This is a genomic window from Bradyrhizobium sp. CCBAU 21365, assembly GCF_015291305.1.
In the GTDB taxonomy this organism is placed as follows: domain Bacteria; phylum Pseudomonadota; class Alphaproteobacteria; order Rhizobiales; family Xanthobacteraceae; genus Bradyrhizobium; species Bradyrhizobium elkanii.
Window position 1 is genome coordinate 8,313,321 of sequence record NZ_CP030036.1, and the last position, 25,221, is coordinate 8,338,541.

Consider the following 25,221-nt stretch of genomic DNA (forward strand, 5'->3'; position numbering starts at 1 on the left):
TCTAATCTTCGCGCGTGTAGCGTACGCGCTGCATCACCTTCAGGAGTTGTCGGAACGTCGCGACCAACGCGAGCACGCTATCGGCAATCCGTATCCCGTGCGACTTTGCGGATGTGCGGAGCACGTCCGGCTTTCCGTAGGCCCGTAGGGCCTGCGGCTTGCCCGTGGTACGTGGTGTGTTGCGGCTCATTATGCGGCCCTCGCCTTTCTCGGACGTTTCGCATCCCGAGTAAGTTTGAGCCCGAGCAATTCGAACACCGGGCGCGAGATGGATTCTTGCGCCTCGCGTAGCTCCACTGACCGCAGCACGGCCAATTCGCCGATGTAGCGCCCGCTGATGCCCGGCACGGCGTGGCCTAGCAAAATGCTGAACAGAATTTCGGGCACGCCCAGCGCGGTCGCCAGCGATTTGTAAGAATGCCGAGGGCTCCGCGCCAGCTCCCGTCGCTACCACCGCCCAACCGGGCAAATCCAACAGCCGGGGCGAACTCAGGACCGGATAAAACTTGGGGGCAAGGTCATCGGTAGCGAGACTATGTCGGAAGATATGGGCGCCGCGGTGGGCGCAACCTTCGATTCCAACGCGATCGAGAGCGGCCTTGGCGATCATGGTGATCGCGCATCCGAAAGCAAAGCCGACGTGTGGCGCGAGTGTGCGGACGAACAGCCGTCGGCACGACGACTTTGGGCGGCCATTGCGCAGATATGCAACGATAGCCGCGCCAATGTCTGGCGGTATCGGCATTCGTGCACGCTGTCGGCCCTTGGCGCGAACGAGTATCTCGCTGGCGCGCCAGTCGATATCGTCGACGGTGAGCGTCGCAACCTCGTCGGCCCGCAGGCCGAGCTTGGCCAGCAACAACAGAATGGCGTAGTCGCGCCGTCCCATCACCGTCTCTCGGTCGCAACCGTCGAGAGCCCTCCGCACCTGAGCGGCACGCAGATAGGTCGGCAGAGTTGCGAGCTTCCATCGGCGCATCGATGGAACGCAATCCGCCAACGAGCGCGCGTTCAGCCCCCGATGGTGGAGGTAACGGAGAAAGGCACGCAATGACCAGCACATCGCCTTGCCTGTTTCCGGGCCCCAATCCTGGGCGTGGCGCTCAACGTAGCGGATCACGTCCTCTTGGCTGATCTTGCGCAGGGCGCCGGCGCCGCCGGAGCACACCAGTTCACGGGCGATAGCGGTGCAGACTACCGTCGTTCGCTTGCCGCGCGCAGCCAGCTTCCGATAGCGGGCCGTCAAGCAGCTCTGCGCCTTCCAACCAATCTCTCGCACTGCCGGCGACACCTGCTCAAGCCGGTATAGCTTTGTCTTGCCGATCTTCGGCGGGTGTCTATATGTCCAGACGCTTTCGACCAACATGTGGCGAACACGGCCGTTGCCCGCCTTGCTGATGCTACCACGCCTGACAGACTCTCCCGTCGATCGTTCGCTTGGCACTAGGCCGAGGTAACCCATAAGTTGACGTGGGCTCTCAAAACGGTTCACGTCACCAACCTCGGTCAGTGTATTTGCGAGCGCCTGGCTTGAAGGTCATCGCGACTTCATTTCCGCCCAAAGCAGTCCGACAGCGATGGCGAGCGAGCCGACACTCGCGGTCGAGCTGATCGGCCTCAATTTTGTTTTCGCCTCCCGGCCAGCGGATCGTACTGGCGTCGGCGATCAGGCCCGGCTTTGACGGGTCGGTTTCGGCTGCGACTGTTTGTTTGAGTTCCGTTACGTTGACCGTTGAGAGTTGGACTTCCATTGGGCGCGGCCCCAGATCAAAGCATCTTGATATTGTCAACCTGCTTGTCTGACCAGTCGACAAGAGATCTTCGGGGGGTAAGCTTCGGCCGTGCATCAAGCAGGCAAATGGGGAGCACTAGAAGTCATCAGGGGAGCTTTTAATGTCAGACCTTGTTGCGATCGTGTACCCATCCGAAGCTAAAGCAGAGGAAGTTCGGCAGAAAATATTCAAGCTCCAGAGCGAGTATCTGATCACGATCAGCGATGCCGTGATCGCCGTCAAAACTGGGGACTCTGTAAAACTCAGTCAACTTGTGAATACCACTATGACTGGCGCCGCAAGTGGCAGCTTCTGGGGATTGCTGTTGGGGATGGTCTTCCTGAATCCGCTTCTAGGCGTGGCTCTCGGAGCCGGCGCAGGCGCACTGAGCGGTGCGCTGACCGATTTCGGGATCAGAGACCAGTTCATGAAGGATCTCGCGTCGAAGGTAAGATCGGGCGATGCCGTCCTCTTCCTGCTGATCCAGTCTATGACGTCAGACAAGGTTCTCAATGCGATTAAGGATGCGGGAGGGATTGTCCTGACAACCTCGCTCGATGAAAAGAGAGAGCAGCACCTGCGCGATGCTCTCGCAGCCGCAACTCAGGCCAAGCCTGCCTAGCCAGTGAGCCAAAACCTGGCGCCAGCGTCAAAGCGTCGCCGAGAACGGTAGTCGCTGCGCTGTCACGGCAGTCGCTGTGGCAGCGGAATACGCTACAGTTTTGCGTAGGGATCGGTGCGCAACGGCATCGGTCCCTGGGCGGGATCGCCCGCGAAGGAGGCCGGCTGCAGCCATGCGGCTCCGCGGCCGCTCAGCCGGCTCTCTTCCGCGCTATCAAAAGCCGGGAGAAAATCATGCGAAGATTGCTTCTATGGGGGTTCGCACTTGGGATTGCTTCGGCAGGGATTACGGCGACCAGCGGTCGCTCGCAAGCCGGCCCTATGGCGCCGCTGGGCGTGCGTCAGGCCGCCGACGAGCTTCGTCTCGCGGAAACTGTCCAGTTCGTCTGGAGGGGCCATCGCTATTGTTGGTACAATAGGGGATGGCGCGGTGGCGGCTGGTATCGGTGTGGTTTTGCTTCGAGGCGCGGCTTGGGCTGGGGTGGTCCGGCGGGATGGCACGGATGGCGACGGCCAGGCCACCGCCCGGTCACTCGGCCTCCGAGACTTGGTCGGCCAGGAATCGAGCGTCCGCGACCACTCCCACAACCGTTCCCTGGCAGGAGCTGACGACATTTTTGTATGTCGTTCGCCGGCCGCGACGTGGCAGGCCAGTCGGAGCCCGCCATGGCCTTGAAGGAGCCGCAAAAATGCGCGGGCCAAGCGCGCGATGCCGTGCTGGTCGATCTCGCGCTGCAGGGCGGTGGATCGCACGGCGCTTTTACCTGGGGGGTGCTCGATCGGCTCATGGATGAGACCTGGCTGCGCATCGAGGCGATATCGGGCACGTCGGCCGGCGCGATGAACGCCGTCGTGCTGGCGGGCGGTTTTATGACCAACGGCCGGGCCGGCGCCAAGTCTGCATTGGAGGCCTTCTGGCGGCGGGTCGCTGACTCAGCGCGGTTCAGTCTCATTCGGCGAAGTCCGCTGGACGTCATCCTCGGTCGCTGGACCCTTGATACGTCGCCCTTCTATCTCGCCTTCGATCTGGCGAGCCGCGTGTTCTCGCCGTACGACCTCAATCTTGCCGGCACAAACCCTTTGCACCAGGTCCTCGCCGAGTCGGTCGATTTTCGACAAATCGCGAACTCCCCGATCCGCTTGTTCGTGACGGCGACCAACGTTCATACCGGCCGCGGGCGTGTGTTTCGCAACGCCGAGCTTACACCCGACGTTCTGCTCGCTTCCGCCTGCTTGCCCACCCTGTTCCGCGCGATAGAGATCAATGGCGAGCCCTATTGGGATGGCGGCTACTCCGGGAACCCGACGATCACACCGCTCGTACGCGAGTGTGACTCGCATGACACGCTTCTCGTCGCCGTCAACCCGGTCGAGCGACCCGGGACACCGCGCTCTGCGCGCGAGATCCTCGATCGGTTGAACGAGATTGCGTTCAACGCCACGCTGCTCAAGGAGTTGCGCATGATCGCGCTGCTGCGGCAGGTCGCGGACGCCGGGAGTTCCGAGGGGCGCAAATGGGCCGAGATGCGCATCCATCTGATCGCGAGCAAGGTTCTGGCCGGGCTGGGCGTCTCGTCAAAGCTCAATGCCGAGTGGGACTTTCTCTGCATGCTGCGCGACGAAGGCCGCCGTGCCGCGGAGGCATTCCTCGCCGCGAACGACCGGAATATCGGCAGGCGTTCCTCGATGGATTTGGATTTGCTCTTGCAGCAGGTTTGACGCCATGGGCCTCGTCGGAATCCTGGTTGCCCTTGGCCTGCTCATCTGGCTCTCGTTCCGCGGATGGAGCGTGCTCCTGCTGGCGCCGGCTGCCGCGATCGTCGCTGCGGCTTTCGCCGAAGAGCCCCTGCTCGCCCATTGGACGCAGACGTTCATGGGCGGCGCTGCGCAGTTCATCGCGCAATTCTTCCCAATATTTCTGCTCGGTGCGCTGTTCGGCAAGCTGATGGACGACAGCGGTTCGGTCCACGCGATTGCCCATTTCATGAGCACCAAGCTCGGGGCGCGTCGCGCGATTCTTGCCGTTGTGCTTGCCGGCGCGATCGTCACCTACGGCGGGGTAAGCCTTTTCGTCGCCTTTTTCGTTTTGGCGCCGATGGCACGGGAAATGTTTCGCGTCGCGAACATCCCACATCGGCTCATGCCGGCCACCATCGCTCTGGGCACCTCTACATTCACGATGTCGGCAATGCCCGGAACGCCCGCGATTCAAAATACGATTCCGATGCCGTTCTTCGGAACCACGCCGTTTGCCGCGCCCGGATTGGGCATCGTCGCTGCGGCGATCATGCTTGCATTCGGGCTCTGGTGGCTCCGCCGCGCCGAGGGATCGGCACGCAAGACCGGTGAAGGCTATGGCGGAGACGCAGAGCTCGTCAGCGGAGCGGTCGCTGACGATCAGTTCATCCGCGAGCGCGCGACATCGTCCCACGAGTTCGATCCGGCCGAAATAATGCATGGCAAGCGCGGCGACGTGCGGCCACCGATCGGCACGGCGATCATCCCGCTTCTCGTGGTCGTGGGCGTGAATCTGCTGATGTCGCTCCTGATCCTGCCACGGCTCAATTTCTCGTTCCTCGCGCAGGAGCGCTGGGGCGGGACATCCCTTGCCGGCGTCGCCGGGGTGTGGTCGGTCGCAGTCGCTCTCGCCGCCGCCGCGGCGACGCTCATCGCGCTCAATCGAGCCCGTCTGACGGATCTAAGGGCGAGCATGGATGCCGGCGCAAACGCCTCGGTGCTCCCCATTTTCAGCGTGGCGAGCCTCGTCGGCTTTGGAGCCGTCGTCGCTGCGCTACCGGCCTTTGTGTCGGTGCGCGACTGGGTACTGTCGATCTCCGGCGGTCCTATCGTCTCTCTCGCCATCGCGATAAACGTTCTTGCTGCCTTGACCGGATCGGCCTCCGGCGGATTGACCATTGCGCTCGATGCCCTTGGTGACACTTATTTGCAGATTGCCCAGACGTCTCACATTGACCCGGCGCTCATGCATCGCATTGCCGTGATCGGTTCCGGCACCCTCGATAGCCTACCGCATAACGGTGCCGTCGTGACGCTGCTTGCGGTCTGCGGTTCGACCCATGGCAAGAGCTACTTCGATATGGTGATGGCCAACATCGTTGGGCCGATCATCGCCTTGACCCTCGTCATTTTTTTGGGTTCGATGATCGGATCATTCTAGGAGGGACGACGAGGACGCTATCGACGCGATCTTGTCCGCCGTAAGGGCCGACTTCGAACTCGTGAGCCGTTATTGAAGGCCTGATTGGCCTGTATCGACGTGCGACCTTACCGCCTCGGGCAGCGCCAGCGATCTACGCATAGCCGGCGCCCATCAGGTTACCGCGGTTCTCAGCCTCTGAGCCGGAGACGAGTGAACATTCCGGCAAGTGGCGCGCAGAGTGCGCAATTTTGCAGTGTGATCACGCGCTACCAAATGAGGTAGGTATGACATGTTGGCGGTTGTGGTAGCTTCTCAAGGTTGATGATCGAAGCTGAGCAGCGAACAACTCAGCTCGTTACAATCCCCTTAGGCTAGGAGACGTCGAATGACCGCGAATATAACCGAAGACGAGAAACGCGAACGGCGGGCACGTCCAGAGCCCGGACTGGCCCAGGCATCGGGCGGCGGCCCCGACGGCTTAAGAGAAGCAGCGGCAGCGGCATCACGCATTCCATTAATTTTTCCGGAATGGGAAAAATCGATCGAAGCGACAAGGCACCTGTTCGCGACGGCACTAAAGGACGGATTAAGTTTCGCCGCTTCCTCTCTGCACGACCAGGCCAACTTTCTGAGAAATCTTTCCGACTCCAAGACTCCCTCGGAGCTCCTGAAGTGCCACCTGGACTTTGCGGAGAAGTTCTGGTCGAAGTCGTTCAGCCAAGGCTCGAAGATATTGGATCATCTCAAACCACAGCCATCATCTGCGGCAAGCCAAGCAATCCACCGAGCTTGAAGCAACGGCCCGACGGTACTCTGCTTCATCCGGGGCCACACGTCGGCGGTCGGGGACGTTGTGGAGTCCGCCGTGAAGAACGCGGACGAGCGCTGATTTAAGCGATGTTTTGAGCCGGGACAGTTTCGGCGAGCGCCCGGATGATGGTACGCAAGAGTTCTGCGAGCCATCGCAGGAGCAGGCCGAAGTTGTAGCCGGCCGCTGCGAGGACGGCGTTGATACGGTCGCCGACGCGGCCTTTGAGATAGTTGCGGTCCATGCGGTTCTCGGCCTTGACGTGACCGATGACGGGTTCGACAGCCGCACGACGCTTCATCTCGCGCCGGATGGAAGCCGTGACGCGACGGACCTGGCCTGAGATCCAGACCCTGAGCCGGTGCGGGTGGTTGTGGCCGCGGTACCCTTTGTCGACATGGATGCGGCGAGCCTCCACGCCGGTGAGCTTCTCCATGTCGGCGACCACGGGGCCGAGCGTGTGCCCGTCGAAGGGATTGCCGTGCAGCGCCTTGGCATGGAGCACGAACTGTCCGCCCTTCGGGGACGTCACGGGGGTGGCGATGCTGACCTTGCAGCCGAACTCGTAAGGCGCGCGGGCTTTCCCCTTGCCGATGCACTCGACCTCCGGCGCATGTAACGCATAGACTTTGGGGCCGCGCTGATGCTGATCCTGGCTGCGCACCCGCTGCGCCAGATCGAGCAGCGGGCCGAAGCGCGCTTCCAGCACCGCATCGCCATCAATCTTGCGGCGGATGTCGCGGATGATCCGGCCAAGCCGCGTCCGCAAGAACTTGAGTTGGCGCCGGGCGCGCTTGAACTGATGCGCGTGGGTATAGCGGCCGACCATGATGGCGGCGCGCTTCGCCAGGCGCAGATAGCTCTGGCGCAGCGGCACACGGTTGCGCTTGGCGAACCCGACGAGCTTGGTGATGGCCCGATGCATCAGCCGTGCGTCGGTCGGATGCGCAACGGCCTTTGGCTGCACCGTGGTATCGACCACCACCCGCTCCAGGTCGTTAGGACCAAGGGCGCCAGTCTTGTGTGCCACCGACAGACTTTCCTGGATCAGCGCGACGAGCTGCTCCTCGCCGAGCCGCTGGCGCCAGCGCGTCATCGACGATCGATCGAACGGCAGCCGGTGGCAGAAGCTCAACTCGCCGCAGAAGTATTGATAATAAGGGGTTCTCGATCCAGCGGGCGCACAGCACCTCATCCGAGAGATTGTGCATGTGCTTCAGGATGAACAGGCCGGCGACAAGCCGCGTCGGCAGGCCGGGCTGCCCCGGACCGGTTTGGCACACCGAACCAAAGCGGTCATCCAGAAACTTCCAGTCGATCAGCGCCGCCAACCGCACCAACGGGTGGCCCATGTCGATGATTTGATCAAGCGCCGGAAGCAACAGGTCTTTCTGGCGATCATCCCGCGGTTTGCTCATCGCCGTCCCCAATGCCGATGACCCGCCGTCAGGGAATCACGAATCGCTCGAAAGCAAAATCCCAAAACGCAAGAAACCGCGGCCCAACACCCGGCTTTCCTGCAAAATCGAATACTTTATCGAGACAACTTCTGCCTATCTCTCAGGCCGATCCGCATTCTTCACGGACGACTGTGGATACTGCATCCGGCTCGACCTGAGAGCACCTCCGTCCGCCTCCTGCTCGATATGGAGCTCAGATGGCGCATCGAACGCGACTATCAAGCAACGGTCGGCCGTCAGCATTATGTGAAGGCGCGATGGTTGCGGCTTCCATTACCACGCCATGTTATGCATCGCGCCCGAAGGAGGATGTTTCCGTCCTCCCGATCTCATCGGCTGGAGTCCCAAAAACCTCAAACTTCTCACAAATCAAAGTCCCTGCACTCCCGCTCAGAACCGAGCGTCATGCCGAATTTGGTCACTACCATGGCAGCGGCTCCTCAAGAGCGTCGTTGGCTGGACGCCTAGATGTCCGAGTTTGCGCAATCCGAGCGAGGCCCATGCGTCCGATCTGTGACGCCTCAAGAACCGGTTTTCATGTCCGATTTGACAGGATGGTAGCCTCGTGTGCGCCGTCATGCGCAATATTATGAGTGCGCCGCTTTCGGCCCTCGACGAAGCACTCGCCCCTTGCAATTCACCCTCGTACGAGCAGTGGAGAACAGAGCTCTCCAGCTGCACAAGACAGGTGGGACCGCACAAGGCCCCCTCACCTGGAGATCGATGATATTCATTGAGCAGTTTCGCCGGGCTCCATAGCGTCGATATTCTTCAGCATTAGCTCGCGCAAGAGCGTCGATCCGGGGATTCTGACTTCCTTGCCGTCGCGCAGTCTGCCGATTGCAACGAGCAGCTTGCGGATATCATAGGTCGAATTGAACACCTCCGGCACACCGCGTTCAACGTTGAGGAGCGTGTAGGCGGCTTCCATCGCAGTGCGAACTGCGTATTCGGTCGTGAAGATGCAATCGCGCTCCGCCGACTCAGCAAACTGGCCGATGAAGGCAAAATTGACAGCGCCTTTGGGCACAACATTTGGTCGATCACCCGCCTGCCGCGGCATGAAGAAAGATGTGACGTAGGGCATCATCACCGGCACTGTTTTTGCGGCTGTCGCGGCCAGTCCCGGTATTTCATCGATCGGCACGCCGAGGTGATACAACCATTCCTGCGTAATTTCCTCGCCCGTGCAATCTTGCATCGGTTTGTTCACGTAATCGCCGGGCTTGTCGACGAAAAGTGAATAGAGCCAGACGACGATCTGATCACTGGGCTGGTGCTTGAAATGCGGTTGACGGTTTACAGTCCAACTGAGCAGCCAGTTCGAATCCTTCGCCGTGACGACCCCTCCCGTGACGACCTTGCCGCTGAACGGATCGCGTTTGGCGATCTTGCGGATATAGGCCGGAATGCGCGCGTCAAGAGTCGTGATCGTTGCCGATTCCCATTTTGTTGCAGGGATATTGCCGCCGAAGACGTCCGGGCGGCCGAAAGCCGCGTCCTTGGCCGCAATACGCCGCCACAGATCCCAAGCTGGCGCCGGGCCTTCGTCAACCCTGGAGGGCGTGTGATGGTCTCCCTTGTCCGAGTTTTCAGTGAGCGACCCGATCGTTATGAATACAAGATCGTCGGCGCCAAGGCCGATACCGCCGGCGACGCCATCCTCCAGCCAGTGGATGGCCGTGGCCTGCTTGCATCCGGCCTTTAAGTCGAAATCGACATCGGTGACTTCGACGTCGTAGCGGAAGTTGACGCCCTGCTCCAACAGCCATTTGCACAACGGTAGAACCAGCGATTCATACTGATTGTACCTGGTAAACTTCAGCGCACTGAAATCCGGCAGGCCTCCGATATGGTGGATGAACCGATGCAGATAAAGCTTCATCTCCAGGGCGGAATGCCATTCCTCAAAGGCGAACATCGTCCGCCAATAAAGCCAAAAATTGCTGAAGAAGAACTCTTTCCCAAACACTTCGTCGATGCGCTTGTTCTCCATCTCCTCACGGGAGGCAAGAAAGACGGCAATCAATTCCTTCTGCGCTTCTTCGCTCAGAGTGAAAAGGCCGTCGGTACGCGCATCCTGTCCCCGGTTCACCGTCGCCCGCTGCAGCGAGTAGTTCGGATCATCCTTGTTCAACCAGTAGAATTCGTCGAGCACGCTGGCACCTTCGATTTCCAGCGACGGGATCGACCGGAACAAGTCCCATAGGCACTCGAAATGATCCTCCATCTCGCGGCCGCCCCGGATCACGAAGCCCCTTCCCAGGTCTTGGTTACCGTCGAGCGCTCCACCGGGGATCTTCAGCCGTTCGAGGATGGTGATCCGGTCGCCACGCATATGGCCATCGCGGATCAGGAAGGCCGCACCGGAAAGCGCCGCCAGGCCCGCACCGACCAGCCATGCCGTCTTGCTGTCCGCACCTTCGGGTTTGCGGGGGCGGGCAAAGGCTTCGTAATTTCCGCTACCGTAATACATGGAACATTCCGTCCGATTGGATCGACAATCCTTGGGCTCATTAAAAGATGTTCTCGGGCGCCAGGCATTTGCGCGGGACGCCGATCGTTAGACCGCCATCGATGACGATCTCGGAACCGGTAAGGTAGCTGGACTCGTCGCTGAGTAGGAACAAGACTGCCTGCGACACTTCCTGCGGCTCGGCTGCCCGCCCGAGTGGAACGGGGAAAAGGGAGGACTCGAAGCTCTCGGTCATCGGGGTGGCAATGAAGCCGGGATGGATCGAGTTGACGCGGACCCCCGAGGCTGCGGCTTCCAGCGCAGCGGATTTTGTTATGCCCCGAACGCCGAACTTGGAAGCGACATAGGCGTGGAGCCCGGCACTGCCCCGCAGCCCCTCGACCGAGGAGATGTTGACGACCGAACCTCCGCCGGCGCGCCTGATGGCCGGCAGGGCCGCCTGCATTCCGAGGAATACACCGGTCAGATTGACGGCGAGGGTCTTGTTCCACTGATCGAGCGGGAACTGCTCGATAGGGGCCATGTTGGCGATCCCGGCGTTGTTGACTAGCCCATGCAGCGCGCCGAAGCGCCGCTCGGCGCTTGCGACCGCCTCGGCCCACTCCTTCGGCTGGGTAACGTCCTGAGGGACATAAACCGTGGATTCGCCCAGTTTAGCGGCGAGAGCCTCCCCTTCTATATGAAGAATATCAGTGATTACGACCCTCGCCCCCTCAGCCACCAGCAGACGCGCGTGAGCCGCACCCATCCCGCGAGCTCCGCCGGTCACCAGAATAACCTTGTTCTTCAAACGTCCCATGATCCTTGCCTCGTGCCGTTGGTCAATGGCGGTGCAGCGTCTTCCAGGCGTCGAAGAGGACGCGGGGATCATGCTGGCCCTTATAAAAGGGCGAGACCGGACGCTGGATGTCGAGCAAGCCGAAAACGGCGGTCTGCGCCGCGCGCACGGAATATTCGACGGTAAAGACAACGTCGTCGGGAATCTCGCAGAACTGGCTGATGAAGGCGAGGTTGCGCGATCCCTTCGGGATGACCTTCGGCCGGTCGGTCCTCACGCGCGGCATGAACTGGGCGGTAATGTAAGGCATCATCGCCGTTATGACGCGCGAAGTGTCGAGGATGTGCGGAATACTCTCTGTGAATCGCAGGTGCGAAAGCAATTCGATGAGAATTTCACGCCCCGTGCACTCCGACATGGGCTTATGCACGAAGTTACCCGGCTGGTCCGGGAAGAGCCCATAGCCCCACCACACCAAGACATTCTTCGGCTGTTCGTAAAAGTGCGGTTGACGATTAAGGACGACGGTCAGGAGCCAATTGGAGTCTTTGATCGTTACCAGTCCGCCCTTGCCGGCTCTGCTGCCGGAAAAGGCTTCGAGCCGGTCGAAGAAGCTCGAATCGTCCGCCGTGACTGTGAACGATTCCCATTTGGACTGGTCGATCCTGGAAACGAAGACGGCGGGGCACCCGAAGTCTGGACTCTTGGCAGCCAGACGTTCCCAAAGTTTCCACGAACCTCCGTTTCGCGTCGTATTCAGCGCCGGAACCGTGTCCATCGAACCGTAGCTGGTGTCGGACGTCATTGATCCGTTGGTCACGAACACTAGATCCTGTTCAGCCAGATCGATGACGCGATCTTCACCGCCCTGCCGATAGTGCAAACGCGTCGCGGTCTTCTGCCCGCCTTCGATCACAACATCAATATCGGTCACTTCCGCCCCCATCTCAAGCCGCACGCCCCGGGCCTTCAACCATGCAACGATCGGGCGGACCATGGCGTCGAACTGGTTGAACTGCGTGCGGTAAATGCCTGCCATGGTGTCGATCGTCGAGAACAGATGCAGGAAGCGTAGACAGTAGCGCTTGAACTCGATCGCACTGTGCCAAGGCGCAAAAGCAAAGGTCGTGGACCAGATGAACCAGAAGTTGCTGCGGAAAAAGTGGGGTTCGAACCAGTCCTGGATCGTCCTGATGTCGAGCACCGATTCTGGAGTCGCGCAAAGCGCGATCAGGTCGAGCCGATCCCTCTCCCTGAAACCCAGATCGGAGACGTCGACGATCTGACCGCCCGAAACCAGACGCGCCCTGTCGTTCCAGAAGAACTCCTGATGGAACTCCATCAGCTCGTCCTTCGCCGATTTCATGGGGTCGCCAATTGAGGGGATGAAGGACAACAAGTCGTAGGTGCAATTGAACCTTTCCTCGAACATGCGGCCGCCGCGCATGACGTATCCATCCTTCGGATTGCCATGCGCGTCGAGGCTTCCGCCGAACTGCTCCATCTGCTCGAACAGAACGATATTCGGGCCCGATAGCCCGCCCTCCTTGACGAGGTAGGCCGCTGCGGCCAAGGCAGCGATGCCTGTTCCGACCAAATAGGCGTTGCGAGGAGCCACCTGCTTCGGTGGATCAAGGCGGGAAACGAGAGAAGCAGAGCGCATAAAGTTCTCCGGCATGCAGCGGTTGGAAATATAGATTCCATGCAATCGGCGCGCCGATGGCGGCGCGTGCTAAAAATATGATCGCGAACCACCGTTCCCGGGACTGCATAATCAGCAAGCGCCGAAGCTCTTCGACGTACACAAGCCATATGCAGACGCCGTCGGGCGCCTGACCATAAGCAGCAATAGCGCCGCGTTGATCGGAATCGACCAAGTCATACCAGCAGCGGCTGTGCGCCGCGCAAGGAGCTGGTTGCGGGCCCTTCTTGAAGACGGAATGCAAGCGTCGTCATGTCGGGTTTCCAACCGACCCGTCGCCAACCAGACAAGACAGAAAGCAACTGGACAAGACGGAAATTGAGTTGGTTCCGGTTGTCACTTTTGCCGAACCCGACCATATTGCAGCACGACGATGCCAAGGTGACGTTACAAGGTGCTTGGCCAGCGACCGGGTCGAGTTCGAGCGCAAGCACTAGCAGTCCTTGCCATCTCGCTAAAGTCTTTCGGGATGGCGAGGCACTCTTCGCCTAGAGCCCGTGAGCCTTCATTTCGTCTGCAAGGTGCTCCAAACTCTGAGACTTCGGGCTGTGAGGCTGGCACTGGCCAGTTCTCTCCAGGACTTCCGCACCTCCATCCAACGGCCCTTTCGAGCGGGCAGGGTGTCGAGCATTTTCTCGGCAATCGGTGCAAGGCGCGCGGCTTCCGAGTTCGGGTCGCACTTGGCATCTTCGAGAATTTTAAGAGCGGTCGTTTCGGACCGCCTCCACCCCGACTCGGTGAACCTGCTCTCCGCGAAATACTCAAAACAGGTCCGGAACGTCAAAGCGCGGCCGATGATCGTATGGGCTGGTAAGCCCGCCTCACTCAGCCACCTCCGAAGACAGTCGCACCACACTCGGCTGCTGAGGTCGAGAAGGTCCGCACCTTCGAAGACCAAAAGCGCCGCCATGCCAGCGATCTCGCATTGCACCCCGTCGTCCTGTTTTTCGAACCAAGCTCGGATTGCATGCAACGGCGTCACCGGCCGATTCACAACCGGTACCTGCGCCGTGCCGGCGCGATGGAACTGGACCACGTTTTCCAGCGGTGGCATGCGCGGCCACGGCCTCCCCTCTGCGTCCCACAAGACCCAGCGCTCGGCGATCTTCTTTGCCTCTTCGGGAGACCTGCTTCGCCAAAGCTCCTTGAGCGCCTCATTGACGTAATATGAGACGTCAGCTTTCAGACCGCATGTACGTGCTATTGCCGCGAGACGACCGGCGTCAATCAGCCGTGCCGCGAAATTGTTCTCTGCGTTCATTTGCCGAGGCCTTGCGCGCCCTTTCTAGCGCGTCCTGTTCATCCGGCTCGATGTGATCAAACCAAGAGCCCGGGGGAAATGTCGCAATACGCTTGGCAAGGAAGGATTGCGGCTCCCACTCTTGTCCCTCGCGCTTCTCGAAGGTGATGCCCCCCTTGCGGGTAAAATAACGGGGTCCCGGAATATTGCAGTTCACCAAAGTAGCACGCGCCACAGATCACCTTTCGTGGCCTGATTCTAGTCCACCTTCGGCAAGTAATCCACGCTAACAGGTTCAACGATCGTGCAACGGCCGTGCCCGAGGAGATTACCCAGCTTGCCTTGCGCGGTCGTGACGAAGTTGAAATTGGTCGGCTCATGCAGAAAGCGAAGGTTCACGTTCTCTTCGCCGTCAGCGACTTCACCGGCAATCAATGAGAGCGCGAAGGCCCGCCAGCTCAATTCCATCGGCTTCGCATATGTCGACGCAATCTTAATCGCTCCGTCCGGTCTGACCTTCCAGGTGATAACGTATTCTTCGAGTGATCTGTGGTGGCGGTGCCTAGTCCACGAAAGAAAGACATACTCAGATTGATCAATTGCTCCGGCAACTCCCCACGTTCGTGGAACGAAGTGCGCCACCTTCGCGACCCTGGAAATAATTTGTTCTACTGTCTCGCCGTCTTGTGCTCGCCACATCGACTTGACCTTGTCGACAAGTGGATTGTCGTCGGCGCGAACACTGTTGCTCGTGGCGGCCTCAGCCAGGCAGATCAGCAGCAGGCCGAGACAGAACCAAAGCACGCGTCTTCCAACCATTTTGTTCATAAGTCCGCCCATCCGCTCTTGTCGACACGCCAATTCTAAAGCGGACCAACCGCCGAATGCGCTATTCGCGATAGATAGAAGTTAGCGGCGACGTGACGCAGGTGCCCGCCAGTGTCGCGCACGAGCAGGCGCGCCGTCCCCCGTCTATGTCACGCGCCGCTAACCTCGGGGGCCAGCCACAGCTTCAACTTGCGATGGTGGCCATGCCCAAGGGAGGGCACCCCGGGCATATCGAGGGTCTGCATTCTTCGTGCCAGGCAATGGCCGGCAGTTGGCACCATGTTTGTGTTGGCCTTGTCCGCTTTCCGACTTGTGCACGTCTTAATGTTTGCACCTAAGGCCTATCCAGAACGACTTCATGTCGATCGTTGTCGGCCTCGCAATTATCGACAGCGCAAGCGAACGTCTTGCTGCCAGTTCCGACGCGGATGAGAAGCCCCTAGCTTACCGTCATCGCCGTTGTTTGAGTCGGCGCTGTTGCAGCAAGGTTGACGCTCAAGCCCGGCCGCGCTTTTGCACGCCTGCGACCAAAACTTCCAAGGCGGCGACTTGGCGCTCCTGGAGCCTGAGGGCGGCATCGGCCAGCTGTGCTTGGCACTCTACAGCCGCGACGATGCGGCGCCGCTCTTCAGGGCGAAGCGCTTCGACGTCGGCATCGAGGGGGTCCTCGGCTTCGAGCAAGCGGATTATGCGGTCGCGCGTTCGGACCTCTGCACGCGCAATGGCGCGTATCAGCCTGCCGCCCATCTCCTCGCCTTCGCTATTCATGATTAGAGGCCCGCGTTTCCACGCCATCGCGTCGGTATGGGCCTCGATTCGCTCAGCGCCGATCCGTGCTGCTCAACGATTTCGTGAGCATCTGCCTGATGGACCGACTCACAAACGGCCTTACCAGCCACCCGAAGACACCTACCGAAAGACACGAACCGCAACACGCCGAGCACACCCCAAACAGCCATTTTGATTGTGGGCCTCTCTGCGTTGAGCTGGTTCAATATGCCTACGTTGGTCCAGTATCGGTAAAAAACGACCGCGAGGCTCCTACCAGAAATGGCGGGCATCCCAAATCAACGCGCTCGCTCAGCATGCTGCTGGCTCCACAAATGTCTTGCGCCTTAGTCAACTACTGAGCTTGGTTATTGATGGAGAGGACCGACACATGGCAGTCGTCCCCGATGAACCATCGGGGAGTCAATTCGTATGAAGAACGTCCTGCTGGGTGCAGTATGGGTCATCGGGCTGTTGACTTCTTCTTTTCAACCGGATTCGTGGGCGGTCCGCCTGGCGCTCTTGCAGGGACCGCGCGTATTGGTCAGGACGTTGATATCGGTTTGGTCGGCGTGAACTACCGCTGGGGTGGCGCGCCGGCTGCGAGATATTGAGTCGCCAGGACGAACGACTTTTTTTGAAGTCGTGACCGGCTGAACCGCCGGTTTTTTCGAAGGTAATGACTCAGCGAACTCCCTCCACGCGCAAGTGGATGAGCGCGTCATGCGCATGCTGCCGCACGACCTACCTCCGGGCAGCCGTTGAGGCTAGTCAGAGGCATGTTTCCTGATCGCGTGCGGCCGCGCTGGGTTGACAGCATGCATGTCCGATGGCTTCGAATTTGCAGGATCATCGGTACGAGCCGACCTCATGGCGACGGCTACTCCCGATGCGCAGCAAGATGGGTGGTTGGATAGTGACGGTCGCCATCTTCAAGGATGACAGCGATGAGGACAAAGAGCTCAGGCACGCAACGTACGTGGTTGCCGTCAACGATCCAGCAGAAGCCGTGAAGCTGAGCCTGAAAGACTGCGGCGCCAAGGCCCGAATGCTAAACAGATCGAGGAAGAACAGTTGCAAAGGCCAGGCTTGCAGTCCGGCAAGCTGATCGCCATACACGATGACGAGATCGACCCAATCACCGCGCGGCCGCGGCGTCACTAAGCGCTGCAGGTCCGATCTCGTTCAGTCGCGTCCCGGTTGATGACGCGCATGTCCGGAAGTCGCCATCGAAGTGCGAGTAGCTATTCGAGGTCGCGCTTAAGGCGCAGCGTTCTGCATCTGTTTAAGCGGAGAGGCGGTGCGATCGTTTGACACGCTGGTTGCTGAGACATGTATGGCTCGGCTGCTCATATGTTCACGCCCCCCATGAGACAGCAAAGCCTCTTCATGCGCAAACTCGCGCGGGTGGCCCTCCAGCCGCGCGCGCACTTTTTCGTCGCCGGTCCGCGGAGATTATTCCATCATGCGTAAAAAGGCTTTGGACTATGCCATAGAGGCGCTTAAGAAATAGTCTCAAGAGAAGATCGCAACCAGCATCGCGCTTACAGAGCTTGAGGCAAGCAAGCCGACACCTAGGCTACCGCTAGAACGATAACGCAGGCGAGACCGGGCATCGGGCACAGCAGCTTCTTGCCTGCGTCGGCGCCCGAGGTCACCGGTATCAACCGCGCTGACGTCGCCTCGCTTTCGGTGAAAACATAGACCGGTATCGCAAAACCATGATGCGCCAGGCGGAAGCCGTTGTTGATCGCCCTCACCTGCACGGCGATGAAGTTGCCATCGATCGTGCCCCGCCAGACGGGTTCGACCGGCCCCCATCTCGACACGAGGTTGTGCGGATTGCCGGGCAGCCCGTCGGTGCCGATGAAGAGCACCGCAATGGCGTCGTCTTCACGCGGGATAGGATGCGCGTGCAAGGCTGTGGATCGACGCCTTCGTGATGCTGAAAACGTCTTCGCGGCGAGCGACCCTGAAGGAAATATCGCCCTCGAGCGTCATGAGAAGTGACTCCAGGTGTGCCTTGTCCGGTTTGCAATTTTTCCGGTGTCCGGTCATGCGTGGGTCGGCGGATCACGGCACTCTTCGGCGAATATCCTTCCTAAACTATAAGGAGAACCCCGAGCAGATTCTCTTAGCCGTGAAAACGAACCACTTCATATTCGCTCTTTACTACGTATTGATGGATCTTTTGCGCGGTACCACGCAAGGCTCCTGCAGACTTCGGTCAGGATGCGCGGCTAGTCACCCTGAATCGAGCTAGTCCGCTGAAAATCCTCCGGGATTTCCTGCCAGCGGCCCAGAGCGGCGACGAAGTTATCATAACACGCTCCGGCTTGTGCCCTCGGGGCCTTGGCGACCGGTTCGGGAAGTGGCGGTGTCGTGGTGAGCCAGAAGCGGATGAAGAGAGCGATGGTTTCGACCGAGATCCCGATAGGTGGGCGATCCGGCGGTCGATTTGGTCGAGGCGCTTGGCGATGGCGGCTTCCGCGATGAGCGACATCGAACGTTTGTGCTGACCGATTTCGGCAAATGGCGCGCAATCATTTGCACTCGGCACCACACCTGCACGCGCCGGAGGCGTTGCGGAATCGCTTGCTCTGTCTAGCGGTCCGTTGCAGCTCTCTCGGCATCGTCGTTCCCTGCGCGCGGGATGACTTGCCCACAATCACCGGATGACGTCCAGCAGGCGGGCGAGCGCGGCCTCAAGCTTGTTTTTGGCGCCTTCGGTTTCAGCGAGACGTTCGCGCGTATCCTCAACGACCTGTTCGGGGGCTCGAGTGATCTTCGCCCGATAAAAGTGGACTGGTTTAGGCGGCCTTTAGCTCCATCTTGATCGGGGCGATGTATCCCACGGCGGAATGGAGCCTTGTTCGGTTGTAGAAGCCCTCGATGAAGGCGAAGATATCGCGTTGGGCTTCGGCGCGGCTCTTGTAGTTGCGATGATGAACGAGCTCGGTCTTCAAGGTATGGAAGAAGCTCTCCATCGGGGCATTGTCGTAGCAATCGGCCTTGCGGTTCATCGATGTGGTGATGCCGGCGCCGGTGAGAGCGTTGCGATAGGCGTGTGAGGCATACTGGACGGATTCAAACGGTCGTCGCAACACCAATTGTTTTCATTCATGACAGAAATTCGTCAAGCGCTTCTGCCGGCGTTTTCCAGCCCAGTATCTTTCTCGGTCGGGCGTCGAGGGCCGCTGCTACAGCGGATATCTCGTCGGCGCTGTGGATGCTCAGGTCTGTGCCTTTCGGAAAGTACTGCCGTAGCAACCCGTTGGTGTTTTCGGTAATGCCGCGCTGCCAAGGGCTTTGCGGGTCGCAGAAGTAGACTTGGATGCCCGCATCGAACTTGAGGCGGTCGTGCTGAGCCATTTCGGCTCCTTGATCCCAAGTCAGCGTGCGACGTAGCTCTTCCGGCAAAGTGATGATGGTGCGCGAGATCGCGTCACGCACGGCTTCCGCCCCGTGTCCCGCAAGCGCAGCTCCGTTCTTCTTGCGCGGAGCTTCCGCCATGCCCCGCTAACCGGGGAAGGTGCAATAGCATTGTGAAGCGCGTGGTGCGTTCGACCAACGTGCCGATCGCCGAGCTGCCAAGACCGAGGATGAGGTTTCCCTCCCAATGTCCCGGCAGGTCGTGACGGCTGTCGGTGGTGCGCACACGGCGCGGCGGTGCCATGATGGCGCGGATGCCGTGCCGACGCATCATCCGCTCGATCCGGCCGCGGCTGGCGCCACGGCCCTGCCTGTGCAGGACGGCATGGACGCGGGGACTGCCGTAGCGGCCGCTGCTGCTTGATGGACTTGCTGGATCGCAGCCAGGAGCGTGGCATTGGATTTTGTCCGCTCGCTCACGGGGCGATCGCGCCAGGCGTAGTAGCCGGCCGGTGAGACCTCGAGCACGGCGCACATCAGCCGTACCGGAAAGGCATCGCGGTGGTCTTCAATGAAGCGGAAGCTCATGTCCGGGTTCCGGCAAAGATCGCGATCGACTTCCTAAGAAACAGCCGGATCGGGGTCGCCCGGAATGGGCTGTAACACGAAGCCGAGATATTTGGCTCGGCGCTGACGGTTAGCGAGGACACGACCGCGATATTGCTGCTCATAGTGATCCGCGCCGGGGTCTCTGTAGTGCATACCGTGCCGGAGGGTGTTGTAGAATAAAACGGCGATCTTGCGGGCGGTCGCTGTCACCGCCTTTGACTTACCCGCACGTGAGGATAGTCGGCGATAGAATTCACCGAGCGCCGTATCGCTCCGCCCGACGGTTGTTGCTGCCAACCGCAACAGTGCGGCTGCCCGACTGGACGATCTCCGTGTGCGCGAGGACAACACCTTGCCGCCAGAGATTTTGTTGCCTGGCGCAAGGCACTGCCAGGGGGTAAAGTGCTTAGCGCTCGGCCATGCTCGCACATCGGTGCCACACTCACCGACGAGCTTCAATGCCAGTGATGGACCCCGCCCATGGATCTCAGTCAGATCGACGCCGAGCACGCTGTACAGTGCGGTCCTGACATCGAAGGTAGGCGCGTTGACCTGTTTGGTCTTGATACGTGGCTTGGATAGCTTTCCGGTCGGCTTCGCGCCTTTATTGTTCAGTGCCGCGATCAGGACCTCGAGCTTGCGGTCGCAGTCCAGCATCTTCGCCTGGTAGACGTCGTAAAGTTCCAGCGACTGGGTCAGCGCGAAGACATGTTCGTGCCGGTCGTTGCCCACCAGTGCCGCACGGATCGTCGCGATGGATGAATGGCATCGCACGTCCCGATAGGTTGCCAAGACGTCAGGATTCCGCAATCGCTCGGATAATCCGCATGCCGGTTGCGCCCGTGATATCGGTGACCACATGATGGAGCTGCAGATTCATCTCCATCAGGGCCTTCTGCATACGCTGGATATGGGCGACGGCATATTCCACCAGCCGCTCCCGTTGGCGTAGATACGCGCGCAGGGTTGCGATCTCGGCATCAGGTCGGAAGCTGCCGCGTAACAGGCCATAGGAGTGAAGCTGGCGCAACCACGCGGCATCGCTGACATCGGTCTTGCGCCCGGGCACGTTCTTGGCGTACCGCGCATTGACCAGAATCACCTCAAACCCGCGCTGCTGCAGGATCTCGTAGACCGGGATCCAATAGACCCCGGTGGATTCCATTGCGACACCCGTCACGCCGCACGTTTTGAACCAGTCCGCCAGCTCATGCAGGTCTCGCGTGAATGTGCCGAAAGAGCGCACAGGCACGTCAGTGCAAGCGGGTTCACCGCAGCCATGTGCATCTTTTATCCGATGTCGATGGCGGCGGCCGCGACGTTGACTCGCCTAACTTCTGGGCGGTCGCCGGCCGTCCTCTTCTTGAGCATGGCAATCCTCCATTCAATGATGAGCAGGAGGGTTTGGGCTATGCCAATCGTCATCTTCCTATCGTCATCTTCCTAATCGGGATCGTCGCCAGGGCGACGTCACCGCTCTCAAGTTCGCATGCCCCCATGGACATGTTTTTTAACGGGGATTGTGCCTCCAATAATTGAACGGCCGCTACCCTCCCAGCCGCCGAGGGTAGCACAAGGCTGTTTCTACGCCGCACAGGCGTGCCACTGTACTGGACCAGTTCTTTAGAATATCGCGCTCCATGCGCAGACGTTCGTTCTCCTGGCGCAACCGGGCGATGTCCGAAGCCTGGTCCGCCGACATCGACGTCGCCTGCGTGGTGAGGCGCCACGCCGCCGATGCCGGCTCCTGCCGGAACTTGTCGACCCAGCGCCGCAGCACCGAGTCGCGCAGACCGAGCTCCTTGGGAACCGACGTGACCGAGCGAAGGCTCGACACCACCAGCTCGACGGCCTGGCGCTTGTACTCCTCGGTAAACGACCGACGTTGACGTTCCATTCGACACCTCCGGGCTCAATGAGCCTACTACAGGTGTCCACTCATTCGGAGGAGGTTCACGCGCGACAAAGTCCGCATTGCCGAGCTTCCTAGAAAGTCTGTCGGCCTCTACGTCAAGGCTAGCGAGTTCCCTAGCGAGGCGCGTGCGCTCGGCCGTCAGCTCTATGAATTCTGCGACCGGGAATGCCAGCGTAGCGCCGGCGATCACATAGGAGATCGCGCCTGCGGGCACCGCACTGACGAACCGTACATCAGAGATGTGGAGCAGATGCGCGATAAGCGGCGCGCTGACCTTCAACGCCTTGCGCTGCGTCTCGGAGGCCTCGACCACCAGAAGCGGTGGGCGCGCTGAGGGAGGAACATTCAGCTCTTGTCGAACCGACCGGCCTTCGGAGATGGCATCAATGATCAGCCTGATTTCCCCATCAGCGGCCGGATCGATCAGGCTCTCCGCGAACTGTGGCCAGGACGCGGTCATGGGGAAGCCCTGGTGCTCGCGTGATGCGCCAATCGCTCGTCTGGGCCCAAAGCTTTTCAGTCAGGAATGGCATGACCGGGTGCAGCAGTTTGAAGGTGACGTCCAACGCCCACGCGGTGACCGCGCGGGTCTCGTTGTGCGCCGCAATGTCGGCACCGTTCAGCCTCGGCTTGATCAGTTCGATGTACCAATCGTAGAACAAGTTTAAAATGAAGCGGTAGAGCGTCTCCGCAGCTTCACCGAAGCCGCACTCCGCCAATGCCACGGGTCACGGTTTTCGCCGTACGGACCGTCTCGCCAATAATCCAGCGGTTCAGCGGCATCGTCGCCCGAACCGGCGAAAATCCCGCTTGTCGCGCGCAGCCGTTCAACTGGGCGAAACGCGAGGCATTTCAGAGCTTGGTACCGAGATTGCGATAGCCTTCAACGCGCTGCCGCGAGAGCTTGATATCGCGTGCGGCGCCCGACATGGCGGTCAGCGTGAAGCACAGGGCGTCGGCTCAGAGCTCATCGAGAGCGCGAGAGGGTCTAAGACGTTCCCCTTGGACTTCGACATCTTCGCGCCGCTCGTATCACGCACCAGGGCATTGATGAACACTCGCCTGAACGGACCCTCGCCCGTCAGCTGCAGGCCCTGCATCATCATCCGAGCGGCCCAGAACGGAATAATATCGAAACCTGTGATGAGAGTGTCCGTTGGATAGAAGCGCTCAAGATCGGTTGTTTGCTCGGGCCAGCCGAGGGTCGAGAATGGCCACAGCGCCGAGGAGAACCAGGTGTCGAGCACGTCCTCGTCCTGAGTCAGCGGCTCGTCGTGGCCATAGTGTAACCGGGCCTGAGCCTTCGCTTTCTCGTCGGTCTCCTCGACAAAGATGGTGCCATCCGGGCCGAACCAGGCCGGGTTGCGATGACCCCACCAGAGCTGACGCGAAATGGTCCAGGGCTGAATGTTGCGCATCCAGTCGAGGTTGGTCGTTTCCCACTGCTTGGGCAGGAAGACCGTATCGCCCTCAACCACGGCCTTGATTGCAGGCTGCGCCAGCACTTCGGCGTTCACGAACCACTGGTCGGTCAGAAAAGGCTCGACCACGACACCCGAACGGTCCCCGTGGGGCACCATGTGGCGAATTTTCTCGGCTCCACGCAGCAGACCGAGGTCCTGACAAGACGGTTCAGGCCTGTTCGGCGGCAGCGGACTGGAACACCCCAACGCCAATCAGCGCGGTTGCCCGTCCTCGAATCTGGCCGCTTCTTCCGAACAAGCCCGACTCCATTCTCTGGATCAACTCCGGCGCAGAGCGGCGGGTTCGCCCGCCAGCCGAATTGACGTCACGCATCGACACAAACGCGGTCGCGGGGCGTTGAAAGCATTCGCACGAGCAGCTTATCGTACACTCTGCACGGCTCGATGGATCGCCTCCGCGTAAGAGTTGGAGTTGCCACTGGGCTGCAGCCGCTAGCGTTCGCGCTTCGCCGGGCGATACCTGAACGGATCGTCGCTCCATCCCTTTCCTTGGCGCACCAACAGGGCCTGTTCTACCAGCTTCCGGCATGTCGGATTGACGCGCTGAATTGCTGCGTTCTCCCCGAAGAGACGGTCGGCGAGTTCGCGTTCTGTCAAACCTGGTTGTTCGCGGACGGCGCGGACGATCTTCTCTGCAACTGTCATGGTCATCCAAATTGATCAATCATCAAACCTGCCGTAACGCGCTACGTCAATGTCCTAATTCACCGCCGCATCGGCGCGCTGTTCGCATACGGCAGCCCGCCAATCCCAGCAACGATCGCACCAGCCGCGCTGGGTTTATGGCAGCATATCCGATGGCCCCGAAATTGCTGGCTCATCGTGGATCGGTGGCTCACAGACGATGGCTTCCGGAGCGCAGCAAGATGGACGGTTGGTTGGTGACGGTCGCCATCATCAAGGAAGATAGCGACGATGACGAAGAATTCAGGCATGTAACTTACGCCGTTGCGGTCGCGGATCCGGCTGAAGCCGTGAAGCTGACGATTAGCGACAGCGGCGTCAAGGCTGCAATGCTGAACTGCCCTCTCGAAGCTGGGATGTTGCAAAGTCTCGGCGTGGAGCCCGGCGAGCTCATAGTCATACACGATGACGCGATCGATCCAATCATCACGAGATCCCGGCGCCACTAAGGACGGGCACGTCTGATTTCGTTCAGCCGCGTTCGGTTCCTGACACTGTGGTCCGAAAGCCGCCATCAAGGTTCGGATGGTCAGCCTGTACAAGGTGTAAAAGCGCTCCGTTTGCTTTCTGCGACACGTGACAGTCTGGCACGTGGATTGCTGAGCCGTGTACGGCTTGGTCGCTTATGATTGCCCCTCTGGAGGGCCAAGCCACTCGCATCGCAACTCGTGCGGGCGGTCCGTCAGCAGCCGCCCGCACGCCTTTCATGTGCCGTGCACTGTTCCGCGTGTCCTGCATTGTGAATGGCACGCAAGTTGCTGAGAGGCTTATCGGCTTGGCTACTCATAACTTCGCGCGCCCCCCCCCCCCTGAGATGGCCGGGCCTCTTTGTTGGCGCAACTCGCGCGGGTGGCTCCTCCAGCTGCCCGCAAGTTTTTTCCATAATTTCGCGGAAGTCATGCCATGACCCGTGAAGAGGCATCGGAGAACGCCATTGAGGCCCTCACACAGTGGTCTCAAGGAAAGGTCGCAACGAGCGTCGTGCTTGCCGCGATTGCAAAACTCGAAGTGACTAGGCCTCCACCCAGACGGCCTCCAAGCGGAAGGGCACTTCGAGGCCGCCCGCTCACGATCGCTAACGAAGCTGTTGCAATGGACAGGCTCAAATTCATGCCTGTCTTCGAAGCAGCTATTCGCTCTGCCGACCCCGAGAAGCTCGCCACACTTCGCGTGGCCATCGGCGAGCGCGGGGCCCCGAAGAGTTTACAGTGACGAGCACAGAACTCATCCGCAAAGACCCGCTTACGCCCTTTAGGTTGCTTAAGATCATCTCCGACGCGGCACATAAGGAAAGACGCTCATGAGCATCACCCCAGCTTCTCGAGGCCATAGCATTCTCATCGCAGAGGCGGCTGTGTCTATCGTTATTACGGCTTGCGCATCATGGCGGCGGCTGTATGTGCGGACCGACAGAGAAGGCGCGAGTGATCGGGTCAGAACGGCAAAGAGATCGGCCAAGAACGAAGGGCCAGCACAATGGCCGGCTCCAACAATCTTCGATGGCTTGATGCGCTTAATGGAATTACCCAGTAACGATTTCGAGG

The 25,221-nt window shown here is 60.1% G+C and carries 25 protein-coding genes and 6 pseudogenes; 8 read left to right on the plus strand and 23 right to left on the minus strand.

Annotated features, from left to right (window positions below; all coding sequences use genetic code 11):
* Position 1 precedes the first annotated feature (1 nt).
* From XI02_RS45715 to XI02_RS39310, 3 genes and pseudogenes are all read right to left on the minus strand, one after another.
* Complete coding sequence (locus XI02_RS45715; protein WP_334369658.1) at positions 2-1,063, minus strand: tyrosine-type recombinase/integrase; 1,062 nt, start codon at positions 1,061-1,063, stop codon at positions 2-4.
* A gap of 102 nt (positions 1,064-1,165) precedes the next feature.
* Positions 1,166-1,507: pseudogene (locus XI02_RS39305) on the minus strand (transposase); the annotation flags it as partial.
* Entirely contained in the window at positions 1,494-1,751 is a 258-nt protein-coding gene (locus XI02_RS39310; RefSeq protein WP_155258663.1) for a hypothetical protein, read from the minus strand. The gene XI02_RS39310 and the pseudogene XI02_RS39305, both read right to left, overlap by 14 nt.
* 142 nt (positions 1,752-1,893) lie before the next feature.
* Between XI02_RS39310 and XI02_RS39315 the strand changes: the two genes are divergently transcribed.
* The 4 genes from XI02_RS39315 to XI02_RS39330 all read left to right on the plus strand — a co-directional run bounded on the left by XI02_RS39315 (position 1,894) and on the right by XI02_RS39330 (position 6,346).
* Positions 1,894-2,394: a DUF1269 domain-containing protein gene (locus XI02_RS39315; protein WP_016839870.1), complete on the plus strand. Its 501-nt coding sequence runs from the start codon at positions 1,894-1,896 to the stop codon at positions 2,392-2,394.
* Positions 2,395-3,059: 665 nt separating this feature from the next.
* Entirely contained in the window at positions 3,060-4,112 is a 1,053-nt protein-coding gene (locus XI02_RS39320) for a patatin-like phospholipase family protein (RefSeq protein WP_028342849.1), read from the plus strand.
* A gap of 4 nt (positions 4,113-4,116) precedes the next feature.
* Positions 4,117-5,571, plus strand: a complete 1,455-nt coding sequence (locus tag XI02_RS39325; RefSeq protein WP_028342850.1) for a GntP family permease — start codon at positions 4,117-4,119, stop codon at positions 5,569-5,571.
* 367 nt (positions 5,572-5,938) lie between these two features.
* On the plus strand, positions 5,939-6,346 hold the full coding sequence (locus tag XI02_RS39330; protein ID WP_080686869.1) for a hypothetical protein: 408 nt from the start codon (positions 5,939-5,941) through the stop codon (positions 6,344-6,346).
* A gap of 97 nt (positions 6,347-6,443) precedes the next feature.
* Here the strand turns inward: XI02_RS39330 and XI02_RS39335 are convergent.
* The 8 genes and pseudogenes from XI02_RS39335 to XI02_RS39365 all read right to left on the minus strand — a co-directional run bounded on the left by XI02_RS39335 (position 6,444) and on the right by XI02_RS39365 (position 14,845).
* Positions 6,444-7,779 (minus strand): annotated as a pseudogene (locus tag XI02_RS39335) (IS5 family transposase).
* A 765-nt stretch (positions 7,780-8,544) separates the two neighbouring features.
* Positions 8,545-10,297, minus strand: a pseudogene (locus XI02_RS39340) (oleate hydratase); the annotation flags it as partial.
* A 40-nt stretch (positions 10,298-10,337) separates the two neighbouring features.
* Complete coding sequence (locus tag XI02_RS39345; protein ID WP_129964742.1) at positions 10,338-11,096, minus strand: glucose 1-dehydrogenase; 759 nt, start codon at positions 11,094-11,096, stop codon at positions 10,338-10,340.
* Between the two features lie 22 nt (positions 11,097-11,118).
* A complete protein-coding gene (locus XI02_RS39350) occupies positions 11,119-12,738 on the minus strand; it encodes an oleate hydratase (RefSeq protein WP_051448033.1) in 1,620 nt (539 codons plus the stop codon).
* The gene (locus tag XI02_RS39355) at positions 12,707-13,021 is read right to left on the minus strand and encodes a hypothetical protein (RefSeq protein ID WP_179077634.1); all 315 of its coding nucleotides are present in this window, start codon (positions 13,019-13,021) and stop codon (positions 12,707-12,709) included. The genes XI02_RS39350 and XI02_RS39355 overlap by 32 nt, the downstream gene beginning before the upstream one ends.
* Before the next feature lie 261 nt (positions 13,022-13,282).
* Complete coding sequence (locus XI02_RS39360; protein WP_080686870.1) at positions 13,283-14,038, minus strand: hypothetical protein; 756 nt, start codon at positions 14,036-14,038, stop codon at positions 13,283-13,285.
* Complete coding sequence (locus XI02_RS45720) at positions 14,001-14,252, minus strand: hypothetical protein (RefSeq protein ID WP_244980962.1); 252 nt, start codon at positions 14,250-14,252, stop codon at positions 14,001-14,003. Before XI02_RS45720 ends, XI02_RS39360 begins: the two co-directional genes overlap by 38 nt.
* Before the next feature lie 23 nt (positions 14,253-14,275).
* Entirely contained in the window at positions 14,276-14,845 is a 570-nt protein-coding gene (locus tag XI02_RS39365) for a hypothetical protein (protein WP_244980961.1), read from the minus strand.
* A 549-nt stretch (positions 14,846-15,394) separates the two neighbouring features.
* Here XI02_RS39365 and XI02_RS39370 point away from each other — a divergent pair.
* A complete protein-coding gene (locus XI02_RS39370) occupies positions 15,395-15,619 on the plus strand; it encodes a hypothetical protein (RefSeq protein ID WP_244980960.1) in 225 nt (74 codons plus the stop codon).
* A gap of 883 nt (positions 15,620-16,502) precedes the next feature.
* A complete protein-coding gene (locus XI02_RS39375; RefSeq protein ID WP_244980959.1) occupies positions 16,503-16,721 on the plus strand; it encodes a hypothetical protein in 219 nt (72 codons plus the stop codon).
* Positions 16,722-17,187: 466 nt separating this feature from the next.
* On the opposite strand, the gene XI02_RS39380 is transcribed toward XI02_RS39375, so the two are convergent.
* The 12 genes and pseudogenes from XI02_RS39380 to XI02_RS39420 all read right to left on the minus strand — a co-directional run bounded on the left by XI02_RS39380 (position 17,188) and on the right by XI02_RS39420 (position 23,644).
* A complete protein-coding gene (locus XI02_RS39380; protein WP_370142472.1) occupies positions 17,188-17,532 on the minus strand; it encodes a hypothetical protein in 345 nt (114 codons plus the stop codon).
* Positions 17,533-17,853: 321 nt separating this feature from the next.
* Positions 17,854-18,143 (minus strand): annotated as a pseudogene (locus XI02_RS45725) (CopG family transcriptional regulator); the annotation flags it as partial.
* 138 nt (positions 18,144-18,281) lie between these two features.
* The gene (locus XI02_RS46550) at positions 18,282-18,398 is read right to left on the minus strand and encodes a hypothetical protein (protein ID WP_129964750.1); all 117 of its coding nucleotides are present in this window, start codon (positions 18,396-18,398) and stop codon (positions 18,282-18,284) included.
* A gap of 25 nt (positions 18,399-18,423) precedes the next feature.
* Positions 18,424-18,693: pseudogene (locus XI02_RS39390) on the minus strand (integrase core domain-containing protein); the annotation flags it as partial.
* 40 nt (positions 18,694-18,733) lie between these two features.
* A pseudogene (locus XI02_RS39395) lies at positions 18,734-19,412 on the minus strand (IS30 family transposase); the annotation flags it as partial.
* A complete protein-coding gene (locus tag XI02_RS39400) occupies positions 19,316-19,573 on the minus strand; it encodes a hypothetical protein (protein ID WP_028342858.1) in 258 nt (85 codons plus the stop codon). The gene XI02_RS39400 and the pseudogene XI02_RS39395, both read right to left, overlap by 97 nt.
* 33 nt (positions 19,574-19,606) lie before the next feature.
* Positions 19,607-20,386, minus strand: a complete 780-nt coding sequence (locus XI02_RS45730) for a transposase (protein ID WP_244980958.1) — start codon at positions 20,384-20,386, stop codon at positions 19,607-19,609.
* 4 nt (positions 20,387-20,390) lie between these two features.
* Positions 20,391-20,846, minus strand: a complete 456-nt coding sequence (locus XI02_RS45735) for a transposase (protein ID WP_334369526.1) — start codon at positions 20,844-20,846, stop codon at positions 20,391-20,393.
* Positions 20,847-21,140: 294 nt separating this feature from the next.
* A complete protein-coding gene (locus XI02_RS39410) occupies positions 21,141-21,491 on the minus strand; it encodes a transposase (protein ID WP_028342859.1) in 351 nt (116 codons plus the stop codon).
* Between the two features lie 425 nt (positions 21,492-21,916).
* The gene (locus XI02_RS44925) at positions 21,917-22,234 is read right to left on the minus strand and encodes a class I tRNA ligase family protein (protein ID WP_028342860.1); all 318 of its coding nucleotides are present in this window, start codon (positions 22,232-22,234) and stop codon (positions 21,917-21,919) included.
* A 210-nt stretch (positions 22,235-22,444) separates the two neighbouring features.
* Positions 22,445-23,059 carry a class I tRNA ligase family protein gene (locus tag XI02_RS44930; protein WP_338139840.1) on the minus strand — a complete coding sequence of 205 codons (615 nt, stop codon included), beginning with the start codon at positions 23,057-23,059 and terminating at the stop codon, positions 22,445-22,447.
* Between the two features lie 366 nt (positions 23,060-23,425).
* Positions 23,426-23,644 (minus strand): hypothetical protein, encoded by a 219-nt coding sequence (locus XI02_RS39420; RefSeq protein WP_028342862.1) that lies wholly within the window; start codon positions 23,642-23,644, stop codon positions 23,426-23,428.
* A 215-nt stretch (positions 23,645-23,859) separates the two neighbouring features.
* Here XI02_RS39420 and XI02_RS39425 point away from each other — a divergent pair, with 215 nt between their 5' ends.
* Together XI02_RS39425 and XI02_RS39430 are read left to right on the plus strand one after the other, a co-directional pair.
* Positions 23,860-24,126 carry a hypothetical protein gene (locus tag XI02_RS39425; protein WP_244980957.1) on the plus strand — a complete coding sequence of 89 codons (267 nt, stop codon included), beginning with the start codon at positions 23,860-23,862 and terminating at the stop codon, positions 24,124-24,126.
* Positions 24,127-24,580: 454 nt separating this feature from the next.
* Complete coding sequence (locus XI02_RS39430) at positions 24,581-24,889, plus strand: hypothetical protein (protein ID WP_129964743.1); 309 nt, start codon at positions 24,581-24,583, stop codon at positions 24,887-24,889.
* Positions 24,890-25,221: the final 332 nt, after the last annotated feature.